The following is a 22,834-nucleotide window of genomic DNA, read 5'->3' on the forward strand; positions in this document are numbered from 1 at the left end:
GGGCGCCCGTCCTTTAATTGTTGCTGGATAGGCTGCTTGCGCTGTGGGCTTCGTGCGCGACGCGGCGGCCGCCGACGCTGTTCATGCCGCATACCCCGAAGCGCTCGAGCAGTGCCGGGATCGCCTCCACTGGCACCGGCCGCGAGAACAGAAAGCCCTGTGCCTCGATATGGCCGAGCGCGGCCAGCCACGCAATCTGCTCTTCGGTCTCCGTGCCTTCGACCACCACCGTGAGCCCGAGCGAGCGCGCGAGGTTGACGATCGCGGTGACCATTACGCAGACGCTGCGGTCGCCCGGAATCGCCTGGACGAACGAGCGGTCCACCTTCAGCGTATCGACGGCAAAGCGGTTGAGATAGGACAGCGAAGAGTAGCCGGTGCCGAAATCGTCGAGCGCGATGCGTACGCCGAGACGCTTCAGGGCGAAGATTTTTTCGGAGACCACTTCCGGAAATTCCATCATCGTCGTTTCGGTGATTTCGAGTTCGAGGCGACGCGCGGAGATGCCGGTTTCCTCGATCGCGCGCGAGACCGTTTCGAGCAGGTCGCCGCGCCAGAACTGCACCGCCGAAATGTTCACCGCGAGCGATAGCGTGTCGTAGCCCTGCTGCTGCCATTGCGCGAGCTGACGGCATGCGGTCTCGATCACGAAGTCGCCGATCGGCACGATCAGGCCGGTCGACTCGGCCACGGGGATGAACTCGTTGGCCGGGATCAGTCCGTGCTGCGGATGGTTCCAGCGCACGAGCGCTTCGAAGCCGGTGATGCAGCGGCGCTTCAGATCGATCTTCGGCTGATAGGCGAGGAACAGTTGCCCCTCGGCCAGCGCGACGTGCAACTGCTGTTCCCACTTCATCAGATGGTCCGCGCGATGCGACAGATGCGGCGAATAGAACTGGTAGCAGTTCTTGCCGGCGTCCTTCGCGCTGTACATCGCGAGGTCGGCTTTCTTCAGCAGGTCGATCTCGCTTTCGTTGGCGACCGAGTACAGCGCGATGCCGATGCTCGCATGCAGCACGAACGCGCTGCCGCGCACCTCGAACGGCTTCGAGAACGCTTCGCCGGCGGCCTCGGCGAGCGCAACCGCGCGCTTTTCGACATCGTCGCCCTTGATCACGACGACGAACTCGTCCCCGCCGATGCGGCTCAGCGCGCCGTCGTCGCCGACCGCGGCGGCGAGGCGCGAGGCTGTCATCTGCAGCACGATGTCGCCGGCGTTGTGGCCGAGCGTGTCGTTGACGGTCTTGAAGTTGTCGAGGTCGATAAAAAGAATCGCGAGGCGACCCAGGTTGAACGGCTGCGCGACGTCATGGCGCAGCGCCTGCAGCGTCGCGTAGCGATTGCGCAGGCCGGTCAACAGATCGTATTCGACGAGTTCCGTCATCTCGCGCTCGCGGCCGAGCAGTTTGCCTATCAGGCCGGTCGCGACCGCGAAGAAGCTGAGCATCGCGAGCGAGATGAAGCCCGCCATCAACAGATAGACGTTGCGCGTGTGGTTGTAATCGGCGAATTCTTCGCCCTGCGAAAGACCGACGAGCACGCCGAGCGGATAGCCGTCGATGTGCCGGTACGACACGATGCGCGTGACGTTGTCGATCGAATCGACGTAGGTGCCCGACACATGCTCCGAGGTCGGATACGTGCCGCTCGCGGTGAACGTGCTGCTCGTCCTGCTGGCGTTGCCGGTGCGGCGCGCGAGCACGGTGCCGCTGTCCGAGATCACCGCGATCACGCCTTCGCGGCCGATCGCCGCGTTGTTGTAGAAGTCCGAGGTAAAGTAGCTCGGGTCTTCGGAGACCACGATGACGCCCGCGAACGAGCCGTCCGGATGATTGAGACGCCGCGTCATCTGCAGCGTCCAGTGACCCGACACGCGGCCGAGCACGGGCTTGCTGATGTACAGCTGGTCGTCGTTTTCGTGCTCGTGGACCTTGAAGTGCTCGCGGTCAGACAAGTCGATGTGAGCGGGGTTGAGTTCGGCCGTATTGGCGATCAGTCTGCCGTGCTCGTCGATTATCGACACCTGCACGAGCGTTTCGCTTTGCACGACACCTTTTTCGACCGTGCTCGCGAGATCGAAATGATTGGGCGTCTTTTCGAACTCGTACTTGACGAAGCGCGTGATCTGATCGACCTGGTGAATCGCCTTGATGGTGTGCTGCTCGAGCGCCGCGGAAAGTATGGCGGAAGACGCCATCGCTTCGCGGTACGTCGCGTCCCTTTCTACCGACAGCCGCGCGAAGATCACGGTCCACAGCAGGATCAGTACGAGTACCCCGAGGGCGGGAATGACGAGCAATGCGCGCCGGCGCGTGGCCAATGGATCGCGTCGCGGCCTGGCTTCGCGCGGCTCGGAGAAGCGGGACTGAGTCATCGCGCGGGCCTTGGCTGGGTGCGGGCCGCTTGCAAACGCATGGGCATCGACTGCGCGAAATAGATGGATGGCTGCATGGGGACCAAGATGCCAAAGCTGCTGCGCAGGAGGAGAGGGCGTGGCGCCGCGCCGGACCGTCCACAGGTCATCGGATACGGTTCGATATTACTGAATGCCACTGGATTAAGGAAGCTTCCGGGCATGGGGTATACGCTCGCGCGGCGGGCGCCCACGTGCGGCTGTTCACGTTGCCTGCATCGCCGGTCTTATGACGCGGCCGGTCCGTGGTTTGTCGAAGACTTCATCGGCAACGGTGCCTGCCACTGGGCAGTTTCTGGCAGGGCTTTTGCAATCCGGCCGCGATGAATTCGGAGAACCAGGTATGGCGACGCCATCGCGCTGCGGCTTTTTGTGGTCTGAAGCGGCGGCATGTGGCGTGTCGCCGTGGCGTGCGCGCGAAGCCGCAGCTCGCTTACGCAAGCCGGCACGTGCCGTCGACGATCGTCACCGAAGGCCCGCCGATCCAGATCTTGCCGCGCGCATCGTCGTAGTGGACCGACACGTGGCCCGCGCGCCCGAGCGCGGTGCCCTGACGCGCCGTGTAGCGCGCGGCGGGACGACGGTGCTGCAGGTTCAGCAGACCCGCGAGCGCGGCATTGGCGCTGCCCGTCACCGGGTCTTCGCCGACACCGAAGCCGCCGCCCGCCATCAGGCAACGGACCTCGAACGTCGCGGGGCCGTCGGCGTCGTGCGGTCCATACACGGCGACGCCGTGCGTGTCGACCGAATGCACGAGCTCGGCGAGCGCCGCCGCGTCGGGTTCGAGCGCGAGGCAGGCGCGTGCCGAATCGACCCGCACGACGAGCCACGGCGCACCGTTGTCGACCGCGCATGGCGGCGCGCTGAAGTCGATCGCCCGACTACGTAAAGCCGTAGACAGCGCTTCGTAACGATGCTCGGCGAGTGGTGTCACGCGCGCGGGCGGCGCGGCGAACGCCCATGCGCCGTGCATGTTGTCGCCGCCGTCGAGCGCTTCGAGTTCGACGAGACCCACGCCGCATTGCTGGATCAGCTTGCCGGCCTGCTTCGGCTGGTAGCCGCTTTCGCGCAAAGCATGCGCGGTGCCCAAGGTCGGATGACCCGCGAACGGCAACTCGCCCCCCGGCGTGAAGATGCGCACGCGATAGTCGGCGGCCGCGTCGGTCGGCTTTAGCAGAAACGTGGTTTCGGACAGATTGGTCCAGCGCGCAATGGCCTGCATTTGCGCGGTATCGAGCGCGTCGGCATCGAACACGACGGCAAGCGGATTGCCCTTGAACGGTGTCGACGTAAACACGTCGACCTGTTTGAAACGAACGGTGTGAGCGGACATCGACAGGCCCCGGCGCAATGGACGTTGAGGGAGTTCGCGGATTCTATCCGCCTGCGCGGCGGCGATCCACCGTCGCCATAAAACAAAAACGCGCCGCCGGTGCGTAACACCGGTCGGCGCGTTTGAATCGCAATGCGGCGTGAATCAGGTGCCGATCTCGCGCGACACCGCACGCATTGTCACATCGCGTCGATGCTATTGGACCTCGGCGATCAGCTCGATCTCCACGCACGCGCCGAGCGGAATCTGCGCGACGCCGAACGCCGAGCGCGCGTGCTTGCCGCGTTCGCCGAACACGTCGGCGATCAGCTCGGACGCACCGTTGGTGACCAGATGCTGCTCGGTGAACTCGAGCGTCGAGTTGACGAGGCTCATCAGCTTGACGACGCGCGTGACGCGGTTCAGGTCGCCGACGTGCGCATGCAAGGTGGCGAGCAGATCGATCGCGATCGAGCGCGCGGCGGCCTTGCCTTCCTCGGTGGAGAGCGTCGCGCCGAGCTTGCCGACCCACACCTTGCCGTCCTTCTTGGCGATGTGGCCCGACAGGTACACCGTGTTGCTGCTTTGCGCGCTCATCACATAGGCCGCCGCCGGCGCACCCGCCGCCGGCAATTCGATGCCGAGTTCCTTGAGCTTGTCGTACACATTCGATTGAGCCATGTCGTGTCCTCGTTTCGGTGAGATTGCATGAATGCAGGCGGGGCGAAGTCCGCACGCAACGCGCGTGCAAGCTTCACCCCGATGGCAGTGCGGCTAACGCCGTTCAGATTTTCGCGCGCACGAGTGCGGCGAGACGCGCCACGCCTTCGTCGATTTTAGCCGGTGGCACCGTGACGAACGACAGACGCAGCGTGTTGTGCTGGGCTTCGCTCGCGAAGAACGGAGCGCCCGGCACGAACGCGACATTCTGCGCGACCGCTTCCTCGAGCAGCTTCATGGTGTCGATGCCCGCCGGCAGATTGACCCAGATGAACATGCCGCCTTCCGGACGGTTCCAGCTGACGCCTTCGGGCATATAGCGCTCGAGCGCGGTGAGCATCGCGTCGCACTGGTTGCGGTATAGCTCGCGGATCGTCGGCACGTGCGTGTCGAGAAAGCCGTCCTTGACCACCTCGTGCACCATGCGCTGCGTGAAGCTCGGCGTGTGCAGGTCGGTGGCCTGCTTGGCCTGCACGAGTTTGAAGATCAGTTCCTCGGGCGCGATGATGAAACCGACCCGCAGACCCGGCGCGAGCACCTTCGAGAACGAGCCGAGATAGACGATGTGATCGGGCGCCATCGACAACATCGTCGGCAGCGGTTCGCCCGCGTAGTCGAGCGCGCCATAGGGATCGTCCTCGATCACCGGGAACGGCGCGGTCTTCGCGAACCCGGCGAGCGCGCGGCGGCGTTCGACCGGCAGACGGCGGCCCGTCGGATTCTGGAAATTCGGCTGCGCGTACAGCAGACGCGCGCCATTGGTCAGTTCCGGCTTCAGGCCCTCGGGGATCAGGCCCTGCTCGTCGGTTGGCACCTGCACGTAGTGCGGCTCGTACATCGAGAACGATTGCAGCGCGCCGAGGTAGGTCGGCGTTTCGACCAGCACCGGGCTATCGACGCAGATCAGCACCTTGCCGAGCAGGTCGAGCGCCTGTTGCGAGCCGGTCGTGATCAGCACCTGCGACGCACGGATCTGCGCGCCGTTGATCGAGTAGCGCTGCGCGACCCATTCGCGCAGCGGCAGATAACCTTCGGTCGCACTGTACTGCAGCGCCGCGGCGGGCGTGTCGCGCAGGATGCGGTCGGACGCCTCGCGCATGCGCTCGGCCGGGAAGGTGGCAGGCGAGGGGAGGCCGCCGGCGAAGGAGATGACTTCGGGCCGTTCCGTGACCTTCAGGATCTCGCGGATCGCGGAGCTCGTGAGCTTGCGCGCGCGTTCGGACAATTGCCACGTCGGGGCTTTCAGGTCGCTTTGGTCCATGATCTCCTCTGCTGGTATTTCTGGAACCGGTCAAAATTTCAATTATCGCGCGACTGGCCAACCATTGCCGCTGGGGTGCCACCGGGGTTGCCACGGGGGTTTGCCCAATCACGCGCTGTTTATCCGAGGGTTCGAGAACCCTCGGGTGTTTCGAATTCGGCGACGAGCGCCGCCGCGCCGTCGGTCGGCTGTACGTCGAGCAGGTGCGCGGCGCCGAGCCAGCGCAGTTGCTCGCCAATCAGCTCTGGCCGCGGATGCACGGCTTTCAACGCTTTCAGCGCGAGGTTGGTCGGCGCCAGCGACTGCGACGGATGCCGCGTCGAGTCCCACTGGATCAGCGAGGGCAGCACGCCGTCGCCGGCGCCTTGCCACGCGGGGAACGACCCGTCGTCGGGCACAGTCAGGCCCCACGTGAAATCGCCGCGCGTCATCGGCACGACCGGCGCGATGCGCTGCGGATACTGCGCTTGCCACGTCGCCAGATGCTTCGGCCGCTCGACGCGCGCGACCCAATGCGACAGATACGGCCCGTTTTCCAGTCGCGCCTGCGTCGCCGGGTCGTCGAGCGCGAACAGGCGCGGGCGCGGCGCGGTGCCATCGGTTGCGTCGGCCGCGGCGTGCGGATCGATGGCGATCACTTCCAGGTAGACCCCGCCCCACAGGCCGAGCAGGCGATTGTGGGTCCGCATCAGCGGATGCGCGCCACCGCCGGCCGGCGCGACGCCGAGCGTATCGGCGACGTACTGGACGCCTTCGTCCAGGGTGCGCGCGGAGACGACGAGGTGATCGAGACTGAGCGATTGGGCTGTCAGGGTGGTCATGGCGGATCGACGGAAAACGCTGTTCTTCGCAAGGGCCAGTTGCGCGCCACGCTTGAAGGCTGCGCTGCCGGGGCCGTAAGCATAACCGTTTGCCGGATCGGCGGGCCATGCGGATGGATTTACATGGTGTCACCAGCCTCGCTGGATTCAAATGTAACGGCCGTGACCTGCACAGTAACGGTACAATCGGCGCGATACTGTTCGGTACAGTTGGAGTCCGTCATGTCCGTCCCGCTTACCCAGATTCCTGCCCCGCACGACACCGCGTCGTTGACGCTGGTCGAACAGCTGGTCCAATGGGCGCGGCGCCGCATCGAGGAGCGCGTGTTCCGCCCCGGCATGCGCATGCCGTCGATCCGCAAGCTCGCGCTCGACAAGGGCGTGTCGCGCTTCACGGTGGTCGAAGCGTACGAGCGGCTCGTCGCGCAGGGTTTTCTGGAGTCGCGGCGCGGCTCCGGCTTCTATGTGCGCGAACGCCAGGGCGGCGCGGCGAGCGTCACCGAGCTGCACCCGCGCGCCGAGACGCTGCCCGCGCCGGCCAATATCGACGTCGTCTGGCTGCTGCGCAACATGCTGCACACCGGCGCGCGGCCCGAGCGCAGCCCGGGCCTCGGCTATCTGCCGGCCCGCTGGCTCGACGGCGACCTGATCACCAACGCGCTGCGCACGCTCGGCCGGCAAAGCGGCATGCAGATGCTCGGCATCGGCACCGCGCAGGGTTTCCTGCCGCTGCGTCAGCAGTTGCAGACGCGGCTCGAGGAGCTGGAGATCGGCGCGTCGCCCGAGCAGATCGTGATGGTGTCGGGCATCACCCAGGCGATCGACCTCATTTCGCGCATCTACGTGAAGCCGGGCGATGCGGTGATCGTCGGCGATCCGGCGTGGTTCCAGATGTTCGGCTGCTTCGCGTCGCAGGGCGCGCGGCTCGTCGGCATGCCGTACACGCCGGGCGGCCCCGATCTCGACGCGCTCGAAGCGCTGGTCCAGGAATGGCGCCCCAAAATGCTGGTGATCAACTCGGTGCTGCAGAACCCGACCGGCACCTCGCTGAGCGCCGCGCAGGCGTTCCGCATCCTGCGGCTTGCCGAGGCGTACGACTTCATCGTCGTCGAGGACGACATCTACGGCGACCTGTGCCCGCCCAGCTACGCGGGTACGCGCCTCGCGAGCCTCGATCAGCTAAAGCGCGTGATCTACCTCGGCAGTTTCTCGAAGACGCTTGCGCCGAATCTGCGCGTCGGTTTCATCGCATGCGCGGCAGAGGTCGCGACGGTGGTCGCCAATCAGAAGATGCTGGTCGGCATGACGAGCCCGGAGTTGAACGAGCGCGTGATCTACAAGATCCTGACCGAGGGCCACTACCGGCGGCACGTCGAGCGCATTCGCGCACGGCTCGACGGCGTGCGCGAGAAGGCCGTGCGGATGATCGAGAAGACCGGCATGACGCTGTTTCTGACGCCGACGGCCGGGATGTTCCTGTGGGCCGACACCGGCGTCGACGCAGGCGCGCTCGCCGCGGCCGGGCACGAAGCCGGCTATCTGCTGACGCCGGGCGGGCTGTTTTCGCCGCAGCAGTCGCCGAGCACGTGGATGCGCTTCAACATCGCCAATTGCGGCGATCCTGAATTACCGGCGTTCCTAAGCCGTTATCTCGACGGCGTCGCGCGCCGCGCCTCTTGAAACCGCGCCGGAGCGTCCCCATTTGCGCGGACGATCCGGCGGTCCGGCGCTCCGGCACGGCGGGCCCGAACCGCGGTTGGAATCCGCTTCGGCCGCCGCTCATCCCCCATTCGCAACCGAGAGGAAGTCCGACCATGGCACAAGAAACCATGAGCTTTCAGGCAGAAGTGAAGCAACTTCTGCAACTGATGATCCATTCGCTGTACAGCAACAAGGAAATCTTTCTGCGCGAGCTGATTTCGAACGCGTCCGACGCGGCCGACAAGCTGCGCTTCGAGGCGATCGAAAACAGCGCGCTGTACGAGAACGATCCGAACCTGCGGATTCGGGTGTCGTTCGACAAGGCCGCGCGCACCGTCACGATCGACGACAACGGCATCGGCATGAGCCGCGACGAGACGATCGCGCACCTCGGCACGATCGCGCGTTCGGGCACCAGGGAATTCTTCGGCAAGCTGTCGGGCGACCAGCAGAAGGACGCGGCGCTGATCGGCCAGTTTGGCGTGGGCTTCTACTCGGGCTTCATCGTCGCGGACAAGATCACCGTCGAGACGCGCCGCGCCGGTTTGCCGGCCTCGGACGGCGTGCGCTGGGAAAGCGCGGGCGAAGGCGATTTCGCGGTCGAGACGATCGAGCGCGCCGCGCGCGGCACGACCATCACGCTGCATCTGCGTGCCGATGAGGACGAACTGCTGTCGTCGTATCGGCTGAAGTCGATCATCCAGAAGTACTCGGACCACGTCGCGCTGCCGATCCTGATGAAGAAGGAAGAGTGGGACGCGGAAAAGAGCGAGATGGTCACGAAGGACGAGGACGAGACCGTCAACCAGGCGAGCGCGCTGTGGACCCGTCCGAAGAACGACATCACCGACGACCAATACAAGCAGTTCTACCAGCACATCTCGCACGATCATCAAGATCCGCTGACGTGGACGCATAACCGCGTCGAAGGCCGCAGCGAGTACACGCAACTGCTGTACGTGCCGGCGCACGCGCCGTTCGATCTGTGGAACCGCGAGCAGCGCGGCGGCCTGAAGCTGTACGTGAAGCGCGTGTTCATCATGGACGACGCCGAGCAACTGCTGCCCACGTACCTGCGCTTCGTGAAGGGCGTGGTCGATTCGGCCGATCTGCCGCTCAACGTGTCGCGCGAAATCCTGCAGGAAAGCCGCGACGTGAAGGCGATCCGCGAAGGCGTGACGAAGCGCGCGCTGTCGATGCTGGAAGAACTGGCCAACGCGGACAACGACGCCGATAAGGAAAAGTACGCCGGCTTCTGGAAGGAATTCGGCCAGGTGCTGAAGGAAGGCATCGGCGAGGACTTCGCCAATCGCGAGCGCGTCGCGAAGCTCGTGCGCTTTGCGACGACGCATACGGGCACGGCCGAGCAGACCGTGTCGCTGGCCGACTACGTCGCTCGCATGAAGCCCGAGCAGACGAAGATCTACTACGTGACCGCCGACACGTGGCAGGCCGCGTCGAACAGCCCGCATCTCGAAGTATTCCGCAAGAAGGGCGTCGAAGTGCTGTTGCTGACCGATCGCGTCGATGAATGGATGCTGTCGTTCCTCAACGAATTCGACGGCAAGCCGCTGCAAAGCGTCGCGCGCGGCGACCTCGATCTCGGCGCGCTGAACGACGAGGAAAAAGAGGCGCAGGAGAAGATCGGCGAAGCGTTCAAGCCGCTCGTCGAGAAGATGAAGGAAGCGCTGAAGGACAAGGCGAAGGACGTGCGTCTGACGTTCCGCCTGACCGACTCGCCGTCGTGCCTCGTTGCCGACGACGGCGAAATGAGCGGCTACCTGCAGCGCATGCTGAAGGCCGCGGGCCAGCAGGCGCCTGAGTTCCATCCAATTCTCGAAGTGAATCCGGAGCACGCCCTCGTGAAGGGTCTGCATGCCGATAGCGCGAATTTCGACGACTGGTGCCATCTGCTGTTCGATCAGGCACTGCTCGCCGAAGGCGGCGCGCTGGAAGATCCGGCGAGCTTCGTGAAGCGGACCAATGCGTTGCTGCTGTCGCGCGCGGGTTGAGCGTGAGCCGAAAGCGTTGATGTCGTTGCTGGATTGACGCCCGGTAGTTGAGAAATGCGCTGCTTCGGCAGCGCATTTTTTTGCCTTCTGGTTTGCGTCGGCTCCCCTGGCTGAAGGAGCGCGCACGATCGCCGCGGTCGTTGCCGCGAAAAATTACCGTCGGAGCACGCCGCTATAATCCGACACCATGCCTATCCGTTTCGATCCCGCCGACGCCCACTGGCGCGTCGCGCCTTTGGCCACTTTCAGCGCCGCCCAGAAAGACTGGCTGACCCGCGGCGGTTCACTGACCGCGCACCTGCGCGCGCTCGGCGCGGTCGCGGTGCGCGTGACTCGCGAAGCCATCGCGCTGCCGTGGCCCGACGAAGCCGCCGCGCTCGGACTCGCGCCGCGCGCGCCGGTGTGGGTGCGCGAAGTGGTGCTGTCGGTCGATGGCGTGCCGTTCGTCGCCGCGCATAGCGTGACGCCGCGTGCCGCGAGCGTCGGCATCTGGCAGGCGACGCGCCGGCTGCGCACCCGGCCGCTCGCGGAGTTGCTGTATAGCGATAGCAGTGTCGCGCGTTCGTCACTGGCGAGCCGCAGGGTGGGGCAGCGGCATCCGTTGTATCGGTTGGCCGCGCATGAAATCGACGGCGGCGATCGGCATGCGCGGCATGCGCTGGTGGCGCGTCGCTCGGTGTTCGAGCGGCATGGCGCGCCTTTGATGGTGACCGAATGCATGTTGCCGGCACTGTGGGAGCATTTGCGTGCGTTGGACGCGGCCGCTCGCGCGCACGCTGCCGCGTCAGGCACCGGCGCGGCGCATATCGCGCACGCGCGGGTGCGCGAGCACGGTCGTCCGCTCGATCACACCGCGTCGCGTGCGCACAGCGTGCCGCGCAGCGCCGACGAGCGGAGCCGCTGATGTCGTTCAAGCGTTGCTTTGCGCCTGTCGTCGATGCCGATACGCGGGTCTTGATCCTCGGTAGCTTGCCGGGCGAGGTGTCGTTGGCTCACGGCCAATATTACGCACACCCGCAGAACAAATTCTGGTTACTGGTCGGTGAAGCGATAGAACGGGATCTGGTTGGTATGGCCTATTCGACGCGTCTCGAGACGTTGCTCGAACACCATATCGGCCTGTGGGATGTCGTTGCCGAGGCTCGTCGAGCAGGAAGCCTGGATAGCCGGATTCGCGACCATGCCAGCAACGATCTGATTGCTCTGATCGATACGCTGCCGAAACTGGCTACCATCGCCTTCAACGGGGGGACGGCGGCCAAAATCGGGATGAAAGCGTTGGGCGAGCGGGGAGTGCAATATCGGCTTGTCCGTTTGCCATCGAGCAGTCCCGCCCATGCCTCGGTTTCATACGCTCAAAAGCTCGACATATGGCGACGGCTAACCTGCGTCTGATCGACCGACAGGATGCCATTCGCGGTCATAGATCGAGCGCAAGAAACCGTGTGCCTTCGACTGGATTCTCGTAGTAGGGCGCGGTTTCGACGAACCCTAACCGCTCGTAGATGCGCTGTGCAAAACGGGTTTGCGGAACCGAGTCGAGAACCAGCGTCGAGAATCCCAATGTCTTCGCTTGCCCGATCACCGATGTGACCAGCGTTTCGCCAAGCGACAACCCTCTGAATGCTTCACGAACATAGAGCCGTTTGATTTCCGCAGTCTCTGCCGTATGGCGCAGCAGCCCCGCGCAACCGGCGAGCTCGCCGCCGGCGTCGGCGACGAAGAACATGCCGGATGGCAGCGTATAAACGTGTTCGAACGCGTCCATTTCTGCATCGAATCCGCGGTACGACAGATCCATATCCAGCCAGCGGACATACTCGTGGATCACGGCGACGAGGTTGTGCGTGTCGGCGGGGAAAACGGCTTCGCGGACGATCGGCCGCGGCGTCTGCATGGCGGCTCTCAGATCCATACGTCGTTTTCGGCCGTTCTTTCGTTGCTCGTATCGCCGGTATTGACGACGCCGCGCGGTTCGATGAGCAGCAGCTTCACCTCGGACCCGGCATACGGCTTGTGCTCGACTCCCTTTGGTACCACCGCCATTTCTCCGGGAAACAGTTCGATCGAGCGGTCGCGGAAGTCGATGCGCAACCGGCCTGCGAGGACGATGAAGGTCTCGTCGGTATCGGCATGCCGATGCCAGACGAAATCGCCGACTATCTTTACGACCTTGAACTGATAGTCATTCATTTCAGCCACGACGCGCGGCTGCCAGTGGTCGTCGATCTGACTGATCTTGTCGAGCAGGTTGATGGTCTTGTATTGGCCGCGTTGCTCGGGTGTCGGCTGGGAATCGCTTTGCATGGTGGCTCCATTCGGGTGATACCTGGAACAGAGCATAGTCCCGCCGCCGGCGAGTGTCTTGAACGATCGTGCAAGCTTGCGTTAGCCGGCGCGCCGATCGCTCGTCATCGCGAGCCAACGTGCGGGCGGGATCCCGTATGCGTGGCGAAAATGTCGGGTCATGTGGCTCTGGTCGGCGAAGCCGGCTGCGGCCGCCGCGTCCACGAGGGAAACGCTGCGCAGCATCATCGCGCGCGCGGCTTCGAGCCGGCGCATGACCAGGTAGTGATAGGGGCTGGTGCCGTAAAAAGTTCGGAAATCGCGCGACAGGTTCCAGCGGTCCTGCCCGCTGACGACGGCAAGTTCATCGAGCGTGACGGTGTGCGTGCACGATGCGTGCAGATATTCGCGTGCTCGCTGCGCTGCCGCGAAATCCGCGGACTTGCGCGTCTGCCGCGCGCCCGAGGCGTTATCCAGCGCGAGCGCGAGACCGGCGAGCGCGTCGTCACGTTCGAGCGGCTCCGCGTCGCCACGCATCTGGCGCAGCGCTGTCTGCGTGGCTTCGAACAGGCGCGGATCGGTCGTGACGCCGCCTTCGACGAAGGGCAGGGGGCGGCCGCCTAGGACTTCCTGGATCGCGGCGGGCTGCACGTAAATCATCTGATAACGAAATCCCTCGTTCGTGCCGGCCTGACCGTCGTGCACTTCGTCGGGATGCAGGACCATGGTCTGTCCGGGTAGGCTGGTGCGCAAACCGCGCCGGTAATGGAAGCATTGGACGCCGGCGAGGGTCAGGCCGATCGCGTAGGTGTCATGCCGATGCATGGAGTACGCGTTGCCGTGGAAAAACGCTTCGATGCGTTCGACTCCGTGGGTGGATTCCGAACGGGAAATCCAGTCGGATTGGGCTTTGCTGGTATCGCCGTCCATCACACGCTCCGGCTTGGTTTGGCAGATCTGCGGGAACATCGATATCGGAGGATTGTACCGGTGCGAATGTTCGCACGCTTGGCATGCGTGATAGTGCGACTGACGTCAGTGTCTCGTCGCGGGTCGTTGTTGCCGGCCGGTCCTTTAACCGTGCCACGAGGTTTGACTTGTCTGCGCCGGGCCGCCCACGGCACGCTCCGTCCTCGGTCATACGAATGATCCATCGCCCATAATTCCGATTGCGCGCTGGACAGCTTGCGGCGCGCATCGGCCAGACGTTTCTGGGCGGCCAATTTGGCGGCGCTTAGAACGGCAATAGTTTCGGGTGAGATGGGGGATCGCGTTTGCTCGGGACAAGCGAGGATATGGCACATGGTGCGGCCTCCTCTCTTTGGCGTTAAAGTCCGCCTCCCGGTTCCATACGGGTGGGCGAAGCACTTGGGCGGCTGTTGACGGTCGTATACGCGAAAAAACCCGCGACAATGGCGGGCCTTCTTTTTAACCGTCCTGAGCAATTGCCTACTTACTCAGTAGCCGTTTTACTTCATCAAGGAAGGAAGCCGTCGTGTAGCCCCACAAAACAGGATCGAACTGGCGGCCGAACCGCTTCTTAAACTCTGACTCCAGCGTGTCTGGATAGTGGGCTTTGAATGAATCGACGTCAGATATGAGCGCGTCAATGTCACTCCTTGGCATGTTCTCGGTGTAGGAAGAAACGAGTTCTTCTACTGAGTTTCCGAAAAGGTCAAAATCTTCGTGGAAACGAGAGCGGATCAACCCCGTCAGATCGCGATATTCCTCATTGTCAACCATACGATAAGCCCTCACTCCAAGTACGATGTCACGATATAGTACGGCATCCCGTTGTATGTCTGATATCGGAGGACGACTACAACCTTCTGGGCCTTAACTCTTTTGCCCGTACTCCGGGCAATCGCAAAACCAACATTTTTCCCGACGTTCTTTGCCAAGTCCAAGTCTCGTACCGGCGCTTTTGCCCATGCGCTTATCCTCAGCGCGTTTTCCCTCATCGTTTCGGATATTGCCCATTCGGCGGCGTTCAGATTGTAGAAGGTGGACACCGTCATCCGTCTTGGCTCGTCGATCAGACGCTGCCGTAACTGTGCCTCCGTCCGTCCAACATGCTTCAGGAGAGTGTGCCCGCCAATCCCGCGAGGCGTCTTCGCTTCATGCATGTTCAGCTTGATCTCGCCCATCGTGATGCGTGCAGCCCGCACCGCCTTGATTGACCCGGCAAAGCCGAACGGCACGACCATATCAAGTGACAGGCCGATATTGTTCGCCATGTCAGGACTAGCCTTCATCGCCTCGGCCAGCTTCGTCGTACCCTGCTGGGTCAGTGTGGCCGTATCCTGGCCCGTCCAGACCTGACGCAAACCTGCCGCCGCCGTATCGGAACCATGTACGCCAAACACAACACACCCTGCCTTGCTTAACATGGTCGGTTCCGGGATCACACACAACGCACTTGCGCCGACCATTTCCAGCACGCCACCGACGATTTGCAACCCGCCCCATAGCCGGTTGGAAAGCATTTCGGTCTGGGTGATTGACTGCCTTGCCAGTACCGCCGCCAATTGCGGCGCACTGAGCACCACGCGCACGCCGTCCGCATCCTGTTGATACGACATTCCGAACTTCTCCGTAGTTGTTGGGACTGCCACGCTAGCAGGCGACAACAGGGAGAGGAATGGGCGACGGATGAAAATTTGGGATCTGATTTATTCAGGCGTACTGTTATATTGCTCGTACTTCAGACATGGGGCGGGCTGCGGTCGCGGCGAATCTGTGCATCCCGTTGCGGAGAGACGCGTATGAGCGTTGTACCCGTCATTCTCAAATACGAAACGTACAACGAGACGCCATGCTATGTTCTGAGGGCGTATCTATACTGAGTTCGAGCAATGAGAAAATCTGAATACCCTGAGCTAAGTCAACTATTTGGTGTTTACCTGAACCAGGATTTCGACATATGGGGTGAGACCATTTCCGCTATTGTCGCCTGCTACAAAAGAGATAGCCCGGTGGCTGACCATAAATCAATGCTCGCAGAGATAGAGAGGTTCGAGAGAAAGCACCAGCATGATCTGGATGTCGCGTTCGATCAGGTGTACGGGCTCGAGTTTTCTCCCGTTCCATGGGGCACACGACCGCATCATTTTTTGACGAGTTGAGGCGGCTGCTGAACGAGTAGCCACCTCCCGACCGAGTCGCCTCACGGCTCTTTTATTGCGATTGCGGCGCGAACTGAAACATCGGGCCATCAGTGCCCCAGATCGCTCAGCCCATCCTTTTGTTCAGCGAACGCAGCACATCGAGCGCGCGACCCATTAGACCCAGACCTATGCGTGGATCGACCGCACATTCGCGTGGATTGATCCGCACGACGCGCGGTCCAAATCGTTCGCTCTGGTCACGAACGGTCGGTATCGCGCGGCCCGCGCCGATTTCGATGACGACAGCTTGCTCGACGCTCAACAGCCACGCCTCGTACCGCATCCGTTGATGCCTCGTGCGAGTTTCAACCCAATGCCAGTCGTCAAACATCAGAATTGCCGGTCGTGCGACGCAGCCGCAGTTCGGGCACTTCGGCAACGGCGATAGCAGTGCACAGCGATTCACGTCCACCTCTGGCTGGAAACCATCAGCCGACCACATCTGATGCGTGCAGGACTGTCCGCATTGCAGGAAGTGGATCGATCCGTGACATTCGAACAGGCGATCGTCGGCGAAGCCGGCCTTCTGGAACTGGCCATCCACATTGCTGGTGAACACGAACCCGCCGCTTCTTTTCGCTGATGCCCAGCGGCGCAAGATCTCGAAACCCGCGTGCGGGACGGTGCGCCGGTACAGGTTGAGCCGATGGCCGTAGAAACCCCATGCGCGGACCGGATCACGCAGGAAGGCCGTTCCATTGGCAATGTCATGGAAATTGATTCCGCCGGTCTTCAACGCCGGATAAGCCGCCCAGAATCCGTGATCGCCTCGAAAGTCGGGTAGCCCGGAATCGACGCCCATGCCTGCGCCCGCCGTGATCAGAATGCCGTCGGCTTCGCGTATCCAGTCAGCCGCGATCGTCATTTGCTCTGCCGTGTCCATGCGTGCTCCCGTTGTTCACATTCCGAATTCTCCTCGCAGCCCAAAAATGAGGCAGAATCCAACCGTGCGACCCGCTGCGCGACGCAGTCCGCCGTGTTCGCTTAATCGTTCCGCTTTGGCGTTCCAGGGCCCCGCGTCGCCATCCGCCACGCACAGCGTTTGTGTCCTAGCGTTGTCGTTTTCCTGATCGACGTTTGCGCATCCTGCCCGTATCACGTGCGAGATGCCTCTCAACCGCCCGCCCAGAGCCTAGCAATGACGACCCAGCAACCGACCATCATCTACACCCTTACCGACGAGGCCCCGCTGCTTGCGACGGCCGCGTTCCTGCCGATCATCCGGACCTTCACCAGGCCGGCCGGCATCGAGGTCGAGACCAGCGACATCTCGGTCGCGGGCCGCATCCTCGGTGAGTTCCCCGAGTTTCTGACCGAAGCGCAGCGGGTGCCCGACAACCTCGCGGAACTCGGTCGCCTGACCTCGTTACCCGATACCAACATCATCAAGCTGCCCAACATCAGCGCATCGGTGCCGCAACTGACGAGCGCGATCAGGGAACTGCAGGCGAAGGGCTACAAGGTGCCCGACTACCCGGAAGATCCGAAGACCGACGAACAGAAGGCGATCCGTCAGCGCTACTCGAAGTGTCTCGGCAGCGCGGTGAATCCGGTGCTGCGCGAGGGCAACTCGGACCGTCGCGCGCCGGCCGCGGTCAAGAACTACGCCCGCAAGCACCCGCACAGCATGGCCGAATGGAGCATGGCGTCGCGCACGCACGTCGCGCACATGCGGCACGGCGACTTCTATCACGGCGAAAAATCGATGACGCTCGATCGCGCGCGCGACGTAAAGATGGAACTCGTCACGAAGAACGGCAAGACGATCGTGCTGAAGCCGAAGGTCGCGCTGCAGGACGGCGAGATCATCGACAGCATGTTCATGAGCAGGCAGGCGCTGCTAGCGTTCTATGAAGACCAGATGGAAGATGCGCGCAAGACCGGCATGATGCTGTCGCTGCACGTGAAGGCGACGATGATGAAGATCTCGCACCCGATCGTCTTCGGCCACGCGGTGAAGGTGTTCTACAAGGACGCGTTCGCGAAGCACGGCAAGCTGTTCGAGGAACTTGGCGTGAACGTCAACAACGGCCTCGTCAATCTGTACGAGAAGCTCGAGACGCTGCCGGAATCGCAGCGCGAGGAGGTGATCCGCGACCTGCACGCATGCCACGAACATCGTCCGGAACTGGCGATGGTCGATTCGGCGAAGGGCATCTCGAACCTGCATGCGCCGAACGACGTGATCGTCGATGCGTCGATGCCGGCGATGATTCGCCTCGGCGGTAAGATGTGGGGCGCCGACGGTCGTCCGAAAGACACCAAGGCGGTGATCCCGGAGAGCACGTTCGCGCGCATCTACCAGGAGATTATCAACTTCTGCAAGACCAACGGCGCGTTCGATCCGGTCACGATGGGCACCGTGCCGAACGTCGGCCTGATGGCGCAGAAGGCGGAAGAATACGGCTCGCACGACAAGACCTTCGAAGTGCCGGAAGACGGCGAGGCGCGCATCGTCGATCTAGCCAGCGGCGAGGTGCTGCTCACGCAGAACGTCGAGCAGGGCGACATCTGGCGCATGTGCGAGGTGAAGGACGCGGCGATCCGCGATTGGGTCAAGCTCGCGGTCACGCGCGTGCGCAATTCGGGCATGCCCGCGGTGTTCTGGCTCGACCCGTATCGCCCGCACGAAGCGGAGCTGATCAGGAAGGTCGAGGCCTACCTGAAGGATTACGACACCACGGGCCTCGACATCCAGATCATGTCGCAGGTGCGCGCGATGCGTTACACGCTCGAGCGCGTCGTGCGCGGGCTCGATACGATCTCGGTCACCGGTAACATCCTGCGCGATTATCTGACCGACCTGTTCCCGATCATGGAGCTGGGCACGAGCGCGAAGATGCTGTCGATCGTGCCGTTGATGGCGGGCGGCGGCATGTACGAGACCGGCGCGGGTGGTTCGGCGCCGAAGCACGTGAAGCAGCTCGTCGAAGAGAACCATCTGCGTTGGGACTCGCTCGGCGAGTTCCTCGCGCTCGCGGCGTCGCTCGAAGAACTGGGCATCAAGACCGGCAACAACCGGGCGAAGATCCTCGCGAAGACGCTCGACACCGCAACCGGCAAGCTGCTCGACAACAATCGCAGCCCGAGCCCGAAGACGGGCGAGCTCGACAATCGCGGCAGCCAGTTCTATCTGGCGATGTACTGGGCGCAGGAGCTGGCCGCGCAAACGGACGACGCCGCGCTCGCCGCGCAGTTCGCGCCGCTCGCGACGCAGCTGACCGCCAACGAGCAGGTGATCGTGGCGGAGCTCGCGTCGGTGCAGGGCGCGCCGGCGGACATCGGCGGCTATTACAAGCCGGACTTCAACAAGCTCGAAGAGGTGATGCGGCCGAGCCGCACGCTGAACGAGGCGCTCGGGGCGGTACGCGTCGAATGACGTGATGCGTGAAGTGAGGTGATGTGAAGACGAGCCGCCGGCGGGCGGCTCGTAGCAGGGAAGGGCGGCCAATGCTACCGGCGAACGCGTTCAATACTGCACGACGATCGCGACCCGCCGGTTGGCCGCTCTTTTGCCGCCGCGTCATTGCCGGCGACCAGCGGAAAATTGTCCGCCCGTCCGATCGCGGCCAGCCGATGCGGCTCGATCCCGCGCTCGACCAGATACCTGACCACGGCCCCTGCGCGAGCCGACGACCGCTCCCAGTTGGACGCATACTTCGCGGTCGAAATCGGCACACTGTCGGTATGCCCCTCGACGAGCACATTCCCCGTCGCATCCTTTGGCAGTCCCTGCGCGATCTGATTGAGTATATCGAACGAATCGACGACCTTCTTGTCATCGTTTGCGCGTGGCGTAATGGCGCAGGTTGGTCGCGACCCAGCGGCCGCAAAAATTTATGGTTCTTCGAGGATACCGAACTAAATTCGGCTTCGTCGTGGGCGTGTTGAGAGTTCGTTGAAAGCAGTTTGTGAGCGGTCGATTTGAATGAGCGAGTCGCAGCGAATGCTATGCTCTCGTTCGACCAAAAATATTGCGCCTGTCGCGCGACATCCCTACATGACGAATCTGATCAAGCGCGCTTCGGCCGAGGCGCGCGCTTTCCGCAACCGCGACGCCCAAGCCATCGGCGGTAAACAGAAAATGGCCCACAAAAAGGCGCCCAAATCCACGCGCAACGCGAACGGCACCGTCGAGCACGACGCACACGACGCGCCGCAAATCGAAGCGCCGCGCAAGCCGCGCTTCGCACCGGTGACGTTCTCCGAAGAGGGCGGCGTGCGCTACCTGCATTTCGGCACGGAATGGGTGCAAGGCGCGATGCGTCTGCGCAAGCCCAATCACATCGAACTCGAATACGCGCAGCAGATGATGGCCTGGCTGCTATTCCTCGAAACGCCGAAGCGCATCGTGCAGCTCGGGCTCGGCGCCGCGTCGCTGACCAAGTTCGCGCACCGCTTCCTGAAGAGCGCGAAGGTCGAGGCCGTCGAACTGAATCCGGCGGTCGTCGTGGCCGCGCGCACGATGTTCGAACTGCCGCCCGACGACGCGCGTCTGAGCGTGCATGAAAGCGACGCGTGGGACTTCGTCAACGAGAGCGCGAACCACGGCACCATCGGCGCGCTGCAGATCGACGTCTACGACGCGACCGCGCGCGGCCCAGTACTCGACAGCGTCGGCTTTTACCGTGCGGCACGTGCGTGTCTGACCGACGCGGGCATCGTCACGGTGAATCTGTTCGGCGATCATCCTAGCTTCGTGCGCAACATGAAGCGTCTGAACGAAGCCTTCGACGGTCGCGTCGTCGCGCTGCCCGAAGTGCACGACGGCAACCGTATCGCGATCGCCTTCTCGGGCCCCGCGCTCGACGTGCCGTTCACCGCGCTAGAGGCGCGCGCGAAGCTGATCGAAGCCGAGCTCGGCTTGCCGGCGCGCAAATGGATCAAGGGCCTGCGCGAATCGACGGGGCAGACGGGCGCATCGTTTGCGATCTGATCAGCGCACGGAGAATGAAGCGGCCGTACCGGCGTATCGGTCGGCACGGCCGCTTTGCTTCCGGTATTTTTTTCACGTCTACGCCGCAACGTCATCCAGCCTGCATCGTTGGCGCTTCCGTCGCGTTGTTGGACGCCGACGCGCCTCGGGTCGTCCCTGCTTGACCGGGAGTTCGCCACTCCTATACTCTTTCGAAGCTTTCGGGGAGCCCGTGGCTGACCGCGGGACGACCACCCGCTGAGTTCCACCTCCCGTCGACCGCGGGCAGATAAATTCTAAATAGGAAACAGGAGACGTCATGGCTCACGACGCCGACGTGAAGAAAGCCAGCAAGCACTGGCTCTGGCTATTGCTGCTACCGTGGATCGCGATGATCTGGGTGCCGTCCTACAACCGGATCGAGCCGCAGCTGTTCGATTTCCCGTTCTTCTACTGGTATCAGCTGCTGTGGGTGCTGATCAGCGCGGTCATCACCGCGTTCGTCTATTCGAAGACCAGGTCCCGCTATACGGGTCGCACGAACGGGGGCGCGCAACGATGAACCCCATTGCAACTTTCGTCTTCGTTCTGTTTTTCATCGGCGTCACGATTCTCGGCTTCGTCGCGGCCCACTGGCGGCGCGGCGATCTCGCGCATATCGAAGAGTGGGGTCTCGGCGGCCGGCGCTTCGGCACGATCGTCACGTGGTTCCTGCTCGGCGGCGACCTGTACACCGCCTACACGTTCATCGCGGTGCCGGCGCTCGTGTTCGGTGCGGGCGCAACGGGCTTCTTCGCGCTGCCGTACACGATCCTGATCTATCCGTTCGCGTTCGTCGTGTTCCCGAAGCTGTGGAGCGTCGCGAAGCGGCACGGCTACGTGACCTCGGCGGACTTCGTGTCGGCCCGCTACGGCAGCCGCATGCTCGCGCTCGCCGTCGCGGTGACCGGCATCGTCGCGACGATGCCGTACATCGCGCTGCAACTGGTCGGTATCGAAGTGGTGATCGGTGCGCTCGGTTTCGACACGACCGGCTTCGTCGGCGATCTGCCGCTGATCATCGCATTCGCGATCCTCGCGGCCTACACGTACACGTCGGGCCTGCGCGCGCCGGCCATGATCGCGGTCGTCAAGGACATCCTGATCTACGTGACGATCTTCGCCGCGATCATCGTGATTCCGCCGCAGCTGGGCGGCTTCGGCCATATCTTCGGCGCGGTCCCGCCGGCCAAGCTGCTGCTGAAGTCGCCGGACGTGTCGAGCCTGAACGGCTATAGCGCGTACGCGACGCTCGCGGTGGGTTCGGCGCTCGCGCTGTTCCTGTATCCGCACTCGATCACCGCGGTGCTGTCGTCGAAGTCGAGCAACACGATCCGCCGCAACATGGCGTTGCTGCCGGCGTATTCGCTGGTGCTCGGCCTGCTCGCGCTGCTCGGCTTCATGGCGCTCGCGGCCGGCGTGAAGGACATGCCGGAGTTCGCGCCGTACTTCAAGGCCTTCGGCCCGAACTTCGCAGTGCCGGCGCTGTTCCTGCACTTCTTCCCGTCGTGGTTCGTCGGCGTCGCGTTCGCGGCGATCGGTATCGGCGCGCTGGTGCCGGCGGCGATCATGTCGATCGCGGCGGCGAATCTGTACACGCGCAACGTGCACAAGGAGTTCGTCAACCGCAACATGACGCACGAGCAGGAGACCAACGTTGCGAAGCTGGTGTCGCTGATCGTCAAGGTCGGCGCGGTGGCGTTCATTCTCGGTCTGCCGCTCACGTACGCGATCCAGTTGCAACTGCTCGGCGGGATCTGGATCATCCAGACGCTGCCGGCGATCGTGCTGGGTCTCTACACGCGCGTGCTCGACTACCGGGGTCTGTTGCTCGGCTGGGCGGCAGGTATCGCGACCGGCACGTGGATGGCGATTTCGTTGAACCTCGCGAGCTCGATCTTCACGATCCATCTGTTCGGCATGGCGATTCCGGGCTATGCGGCCGTGTGGTCGCTGGTCGTGAACCTCGTGGTGTCGGTCGTCGTGAGCCTGGTCGTGCGCGCGGTGGGCATGCAGCGCGCCGAGGACCGTACGCGTCCGGAGGACTACCTGGACATCGTCGAAGGCTGATTCCAGCTGCAAATCACGTTCTGAAACACGCAACGCCCGCCGAAGGAAGTTGGCGGGCGTTTGTGTTTGCGGGGCACTCCAGGGCAGGATAGCGGAACCGTCCTTTCACGCGTTCGC

Annotated in this window: 20 protein-coding genes and 1 pseudogene; 9 read left to right on the top strand and 12 right to left on the bottom strand. The window is 63.3% G+C overall.

From position 1 onward, the window contains the following. Nucleotides 1–13: 13 nt before the first annotated feature. The 5 genes from HDG32_RS08775 to HDG32_RS08795 form a co-directional block, all read right to left on the bottom strand. The gene (locus HDG32_RS08775; RefSeq protein WP_184065585.1) at nucleotides 14–2,374 is read right to left on the bottom strand and encodes an EAL domain-containing protein; all 2,361 of its coding nucleotides are present in this window, start codon (nucleotides 2,372–2,374) and stop codon (nucleotides 14–16) included. A 472-nt stretch (nucleotides 2,375–2,846) separates the two neighbouring features. Then, nucleotides 2,847–3,746, bottom strand: a complete 900-nt coding sequence (locus HDG32_RS08780) for a PhzF family phenazine biosynthesis protein (RefSeq protein WP_184065587.1) — start codon at nucleotides 3,744–3,746, stop codon at nucleotides 2,847–2,849. 195 nt (nucleotides 3,747–3,941) lie between these two features. Next, on the bottom strand, nucleotides 3,942–4,406 hold the full coding sequence (locus tag HDG32_RS08785; RefSeq protein ID WP_184065590.1) for a RidA family protein: 465 nt from the start codon (nucleotides 4,404–4,406) through the stop codon (nucleotides 3,942–3,944). A 103-nt stretch (nucleotides 4,407–4,509) separates the two neighbouring features. Next, nucleotides 4,510–5,706 carry a PLP-dependent aminotransferase family protein gene (locus HDG32_RS08790; RefSeq protein WP_184065593.1) on the bottom strand — a complete coding sequence of 399 codons (1,197 nt, stop codon included), beginning with the start codon at nucleotides 5,704–5,706 and terminating at the stop codon, nucleotides 4,510–4,512. Between the two features lie 119 nt (nucleotides 5,707–5,825). Next, nucleotides 5,826–6,518, bottom strand: a complete 693-nt coding sequence (locus HDG32_RS08795; protein WP_184065760.1) for a VOC family protein — start codon at nucleotides 6,516–6,518, stop codon at nucleotides 5,826–5,828. A 231-nt stretch (nucleotides 6,519–6,749) separates the two neighbouring features. Between HDG32_RS08795 and HDG32_RS08800 the strand changes: the two genes are divergently transcribed. The 4 genes from HDG32_RS08800 (at nucleotide 6,750) to HDG32_RS08815 (ending at nucleotide 11,635) form a co-directional block, all read left to right on the top strand. After that, entirely contained in the window at nucleotides 6,750–8,207 is a 1,458-nt protein-coding gene (locus HDG32_RS08800; protein ID WP_184065596.1) for a PLP-dependent aminotransferase family protein, read from the top strand. Between the two features lie 134 nt (nucleotides 8,208–8,341). Then, nucleotides 8,342–10,240, top strand: a complete 1,899-nt coding sequence (gene htpG / locus HDG32_RS08805; protein WP_184065599.1) for a molecular chaperone HtpG — start codon at nucleotides 8,342–8,344, stop codon at nucleotides 10,238–10,240. A gap of 187 nt (nucleotides 10,241–10,427) precedes the next feature. Next, nucleotides 10,428–11,144, top strand: a complete 717-nt coding sequence (locus tag HDG32_RS08810) for a chorismate lyase (protein ID WP_184065602.1) — start codon at nucleotides 10,428–10,430, stop codon at nucleotides 11,142–11,144. Then, entirely contained in the window at nucleotides 11,144–11,635 is a 492-nt protein-coding gene (locus tag HDG32_RS08815; protein WP_184065605.1) for a DNA-deoxyinosine glycosylase, read from the top strand. Before HDG32_RS08810 ends, HDG32_RS08815 begins: the two co-directional genes overlap by 1 nt. A gap of 25 nt (nucleotides 11,636–11,660) precedes the next feature. Here the strand turns inward: HDG32_RS08815 and HDG32_RS08820 are convergent, their stop codons facing one another. The 5 genes from HDG32_RS08820 to HDG32_RS08840 all read right to left on the bottom strand — a co-directional run bounded on the left by HDG32_RS08820 (nucleotide 11,661) and on the right by HDG32_RS08840 (nucleotide 15,108). After that, nucleotides 11,661–12,155 carry a GNAT family N-acetyltransferase gene (locus tag HDG32_RS08820; RefSeq protein ID WP_260336411.1) on the bottom strand — a complete coding sequence of 165 codons (495 nt, stop codon included), beginning with the start codon at nucleotides 12,153–12,155 and terminating at the stop codon, nucleotides 11,661–11,663. Then, complete coding sequence (locus HDG32_RS08825) at nucleotides 12,146–12,547, bottom strand: cupin domain-containing protein (RefSeq protein ID WP_184065608.1); 402 nt, start codon at nucleotides 12,545–12,547, stop codon at nucleotides 12,146–12,148. Before HDG32_RS08825 ends, HDG32_RS08820 begins: the two co-directional genes overlap by 10 nt. A gap of 81 nt (nucleotides 12,548–12,628) precedes the next feature. Beyond that, complete coding sequence (locus tag HDG32_RS08830; protein ID WP_184065766.1) at nucleotides 12,629–13,456, bottom strand: AraC family transcriptional regulator; 828 nt, start codon at nucleotides 13,454–13,456, stop codon at nucleotides 12,629–12,631. A gap of 519 nt (nucleotides 13,457–13,975) precedes the next feature. Continuing rightward, nucleotides 13,976–14,269 carry a contact-dependent growth inhibition system immunity protein gene (locus tag HDG32_RS08835; RefSeq protein ID WP_184065611.1) on the bottom strand — a complete coding sequence of 98 codons (294 nt, stop codon included), beginning with the start codon at nucleotides 14,267–14,269 and terminating at the stop codon, nucleotides 13,976–13,978. A gap of 11 nt (nucleotides 14,270–14,280) precedes the next feature. After that, nucleotides 14,281–15,108, bottom strand: a complete 828-nt coding sequence (locus HDG32_RS08840; RefSeq protein WP_184065614.1) for an RNase A-like domain-containing protein — start codon at nucleotides 15,106–15,108, stop codon at nucleotides 14,281–14,283. 273 nt (nucleotides 15,109–15,381) lie between these two features. Between HDG32_RS08840 and HDG32_RS08845 the strand changes: the two genes are divergently transcribed. Continuing rightward, a complete protein-coding gene (locus HDG32_RS08845) occupies nucleotides 15,382–15,651 on the top strand; it encodes a contact-dependent growth inhibition system immunity protein (protein ID WP_260336412.1) in 270 nt (89 codons plus the stop codon). 106 nt (nucleotides 15,652–15,757) lie between these two features. Here HDG32_RS08845 and HDG32_RS08850 read toward each other — a convergent pair whose 3' ends face one another. Then, on the bottom strand, nucleotides 15,758–16,576 hold the full coding sequence (locus HDG32_RS08850) for a Sir2 family NAD-dependent protein deacetylase (RefSeq protein ID WP_184065617.1): 819 nt from the start codon (nucleotides 16,574–16,576) through the stop codon (nucleotides 15,758–15,760). 255 nt (nucleotides 16,577–16,831) lie between these two features. Here HDG32_RS08850 and HDG32_RS08855 point away from each other — a divergent pair, with 255 nt between their 5' ends. Then, nucleotides 16,832–19,072, top strand: coding sequence for an NADP-dependent isocitrate dehydrogenase (locus tag HDG32_RS08855; protein ID WP_184065620.1), 2,241 nt, complete (start codon nucleotides 16,832–16,834; stop codon nucleotides 19,070–19,072). A gap of 90 nt (nucleotides 19,073–19,162) precedes the next feature. On the opposite strand, the pseudogene HDG32_RS08860 reads toward HDG32_RS08855, so the two are convergent. After that, nucleotides 19,163–19,458, bottom strand: a pseudogene (locus HDG32_RS08860) (flagellar motor protein MotB); the annotation flags it as partial. Nucleotides 19,459–19,693: 235 nt separating this feature from the next. Here HDG32_RS08860 and HDG32_RS08865 point away from each other — a divergent pair. The 3 genes from HDG32_RS08865 (at nucleotide 19,694) to mctP (ending at nucleotide 22,717) form a co-directional block, all read left to right on the top strand. Then, nucleotides 19,694–20,629: a spermidine synthase gene (locus tag HDG32_RS08865; RefSeq protein ID WP_184065623.1), complete on the top strand. Its 936-nt coding sequence runs from the start codon at nucleotides 19,694–19,696 to the stop codon at nucleotides 20,627–20,629. 298 nt (nucleotides 20,630–20,927) lie between these two features. Then, nucleotides 20,928–21,170: a DUF3311 domain-containing protein gene (locus tag HDG32_RS08870; protein WP_184059463.1), complete on the top strand. Its 243-nt coding sequence runs from the start codon at nucleotides 20,928–20,930 to the stop codon at nucleotides 21,168–21,170. Then, entirely contained in the window at nucleotides 21,167–22,717 is a 1,551-nt protein-coding gene (mctP, locus tag HDG32_RS08875) for a monocarboxylate uptake permease MctP (RefSeq protein WP_184065626.1), read from the top strand. Before HDG32_RS08870 ends, mctP begins: the two co-directional genes overlap by 4 nt. The last annotated feature ends 117 nt before the right edge of the window (nucleotides 22,718–22,834 follow it).

Origin of the sequence: Paraburkholderia sp. CI2, assembly GCF_014201055.1 — a bacterium.
GTDB lineage: Bacteria > Pseudomonadota > Gammaproteobacteria > Burkholderiales > Burkholderiaceae > Paraburkholderia > Paraburkholderia tuberum.

What these genes read in the sequence shown, in the direction of transcription:
- HDG32_RS08775 (WP_184065585.1), bottom strand. Translation starts at nt 2,374, where the DNA reads ATGACTCAGTCCCGCTTCTCCGAGCCGCGCGAAGCCAGGCCGCGACGC.
- HDG32_RS08780 (WP_184065587.1), bottom strand. Translation starts at nt 3,746, where the DNA reads ATGTCCGCTCACACCGTTCGTTTCAAACAGGTCGACGTGTTTACGTCG.
- HDG32_RS08785 (WP_184065590.1), bottom strand. Translation starts at nt 4,406, where the DNA reads ATGGCTCAATCGAATGTGTACGACAAGCTCAAGGAACTCGGCATCGAA.
- HDG32_RS08790 (WP_184065593.1), bottom strand. Translation starts at nt 5,706, where the DNA reads ATGGACCAAAGCGACCTGAAAGCCCCGACGTGGCAATTGTCCGAACGC.
- HDG32_RS08800 (WP_184065596.1), top strand. Translation starts at nt 6,750, where the DNA reads ATGTCCGTCCCGCTTACCCAGATTCCTGCCCCGCACGACACCGCGTCG.
- htpG (WP_184065599.1), top strand. Translation starts at nt 8,342, where the DNA reads ATGGCACAAGAAACCATGAGCTTTCAGGCAGAAGTGAAGCAACTTCTG.
- HDG32_RS08810 (WP_184065602.1), top strand. Translation starts at nt 10,428, where the DNA reads ATGCCTATCCGTTTCGATCCCGCCGACGCCCACTGGCGCGTCGCGCCT.
- HDG32_RS08815 (WP_184065605.1), top strand. Translation starts at nt 11,144, where the DNA reads ATGTCGTTCAAGCGTTGCTTTGCGCCTGTCGTCGATGCCGATACGCGG.
- HDG32_RS08820 (WP_260336411.1), bottom strand. Translation starts at nt 12,155, where the DNA reads ATGGATCTGAGAGCCGCCATGCAGACGCCGCGGCCGATCGTCCGCGAA.
- HDG32_RS08825 (WP_184065608.1), bottom strand. Translation starts at nt 12,547, where the DNA reads ATGCAAAGCGATTCCCAGCCGACACCCGAGCAACGCGGCCAATACAAG.
- HDG32_RS08830 (WP_184065766.1), bottom strand. Translation starts at nt 13,456, where the DNA reads ATGGACGGCGATACCAGCAAAGCCCAATCCGACTGGATTTCCCGTTCG.
- HDG32_RS08835 (WP_184065611.1), bottom strand. Translation starts at nt 14,269, where the DNA reads ATGGTTGACAATGAGGAATATCGCGATCTGACGGGGTTGATCCGCTCT.
- HDG32_RS08840 (WP_184065614.1), bottom strand. Translation starts at nt 15,108, where the DNA reads ATGTCGTATCAACAGGATGCGGACGGCGTGCGCGTGGTGCTCAGTGCG.
- HDG32_RS08845 (WP_260336412.1), top strand. Translation starts at nt 15,382, where the DNA reads ATGAGAAAATCTGAATACCCTGAGCTAAGTCAACTATTTGGTGTTTAC.
- HDG32_RS08850 (WP_184065617.1), bottom strand. Translation starts at nt 16,576, where the DNA reads ATGGACACGGCAGAGCAAATGACGATCGCGGCTGACTGGATACGCGAA.
- HDG32_RS08855 (WP_184065620.1), top strand. Translation starts at nt 16,832, where the DNA reads ATGACGACCCAGCAACCGACCATCATCTACACCCTTACCGACGAGGCC.
- HDG32_RS08865 (WP_184065623.1), top strand. Translation starts at nt 19,694, where the DNA reads ATGACGAATCTGATCAAGCGCGCTTCGGCCGAGGCGCGCGCTTTCCGC.
- HDG32_RS08870 (WP_184059463.1), top strand. Translation starts at nt 20,928, where the DNA reads ATGGCTCACGACGCCGACGTGAAGAAAGCCAGCAAGCACTGGCTCTGG.
- mctP (WP_184065626.1), top strand. Translation starts at nt 21,167, where the DNA reads ATGAACCCCATTGCAACTTTCGTCTTCGTTCTGTTTTTCATCGGCGTC.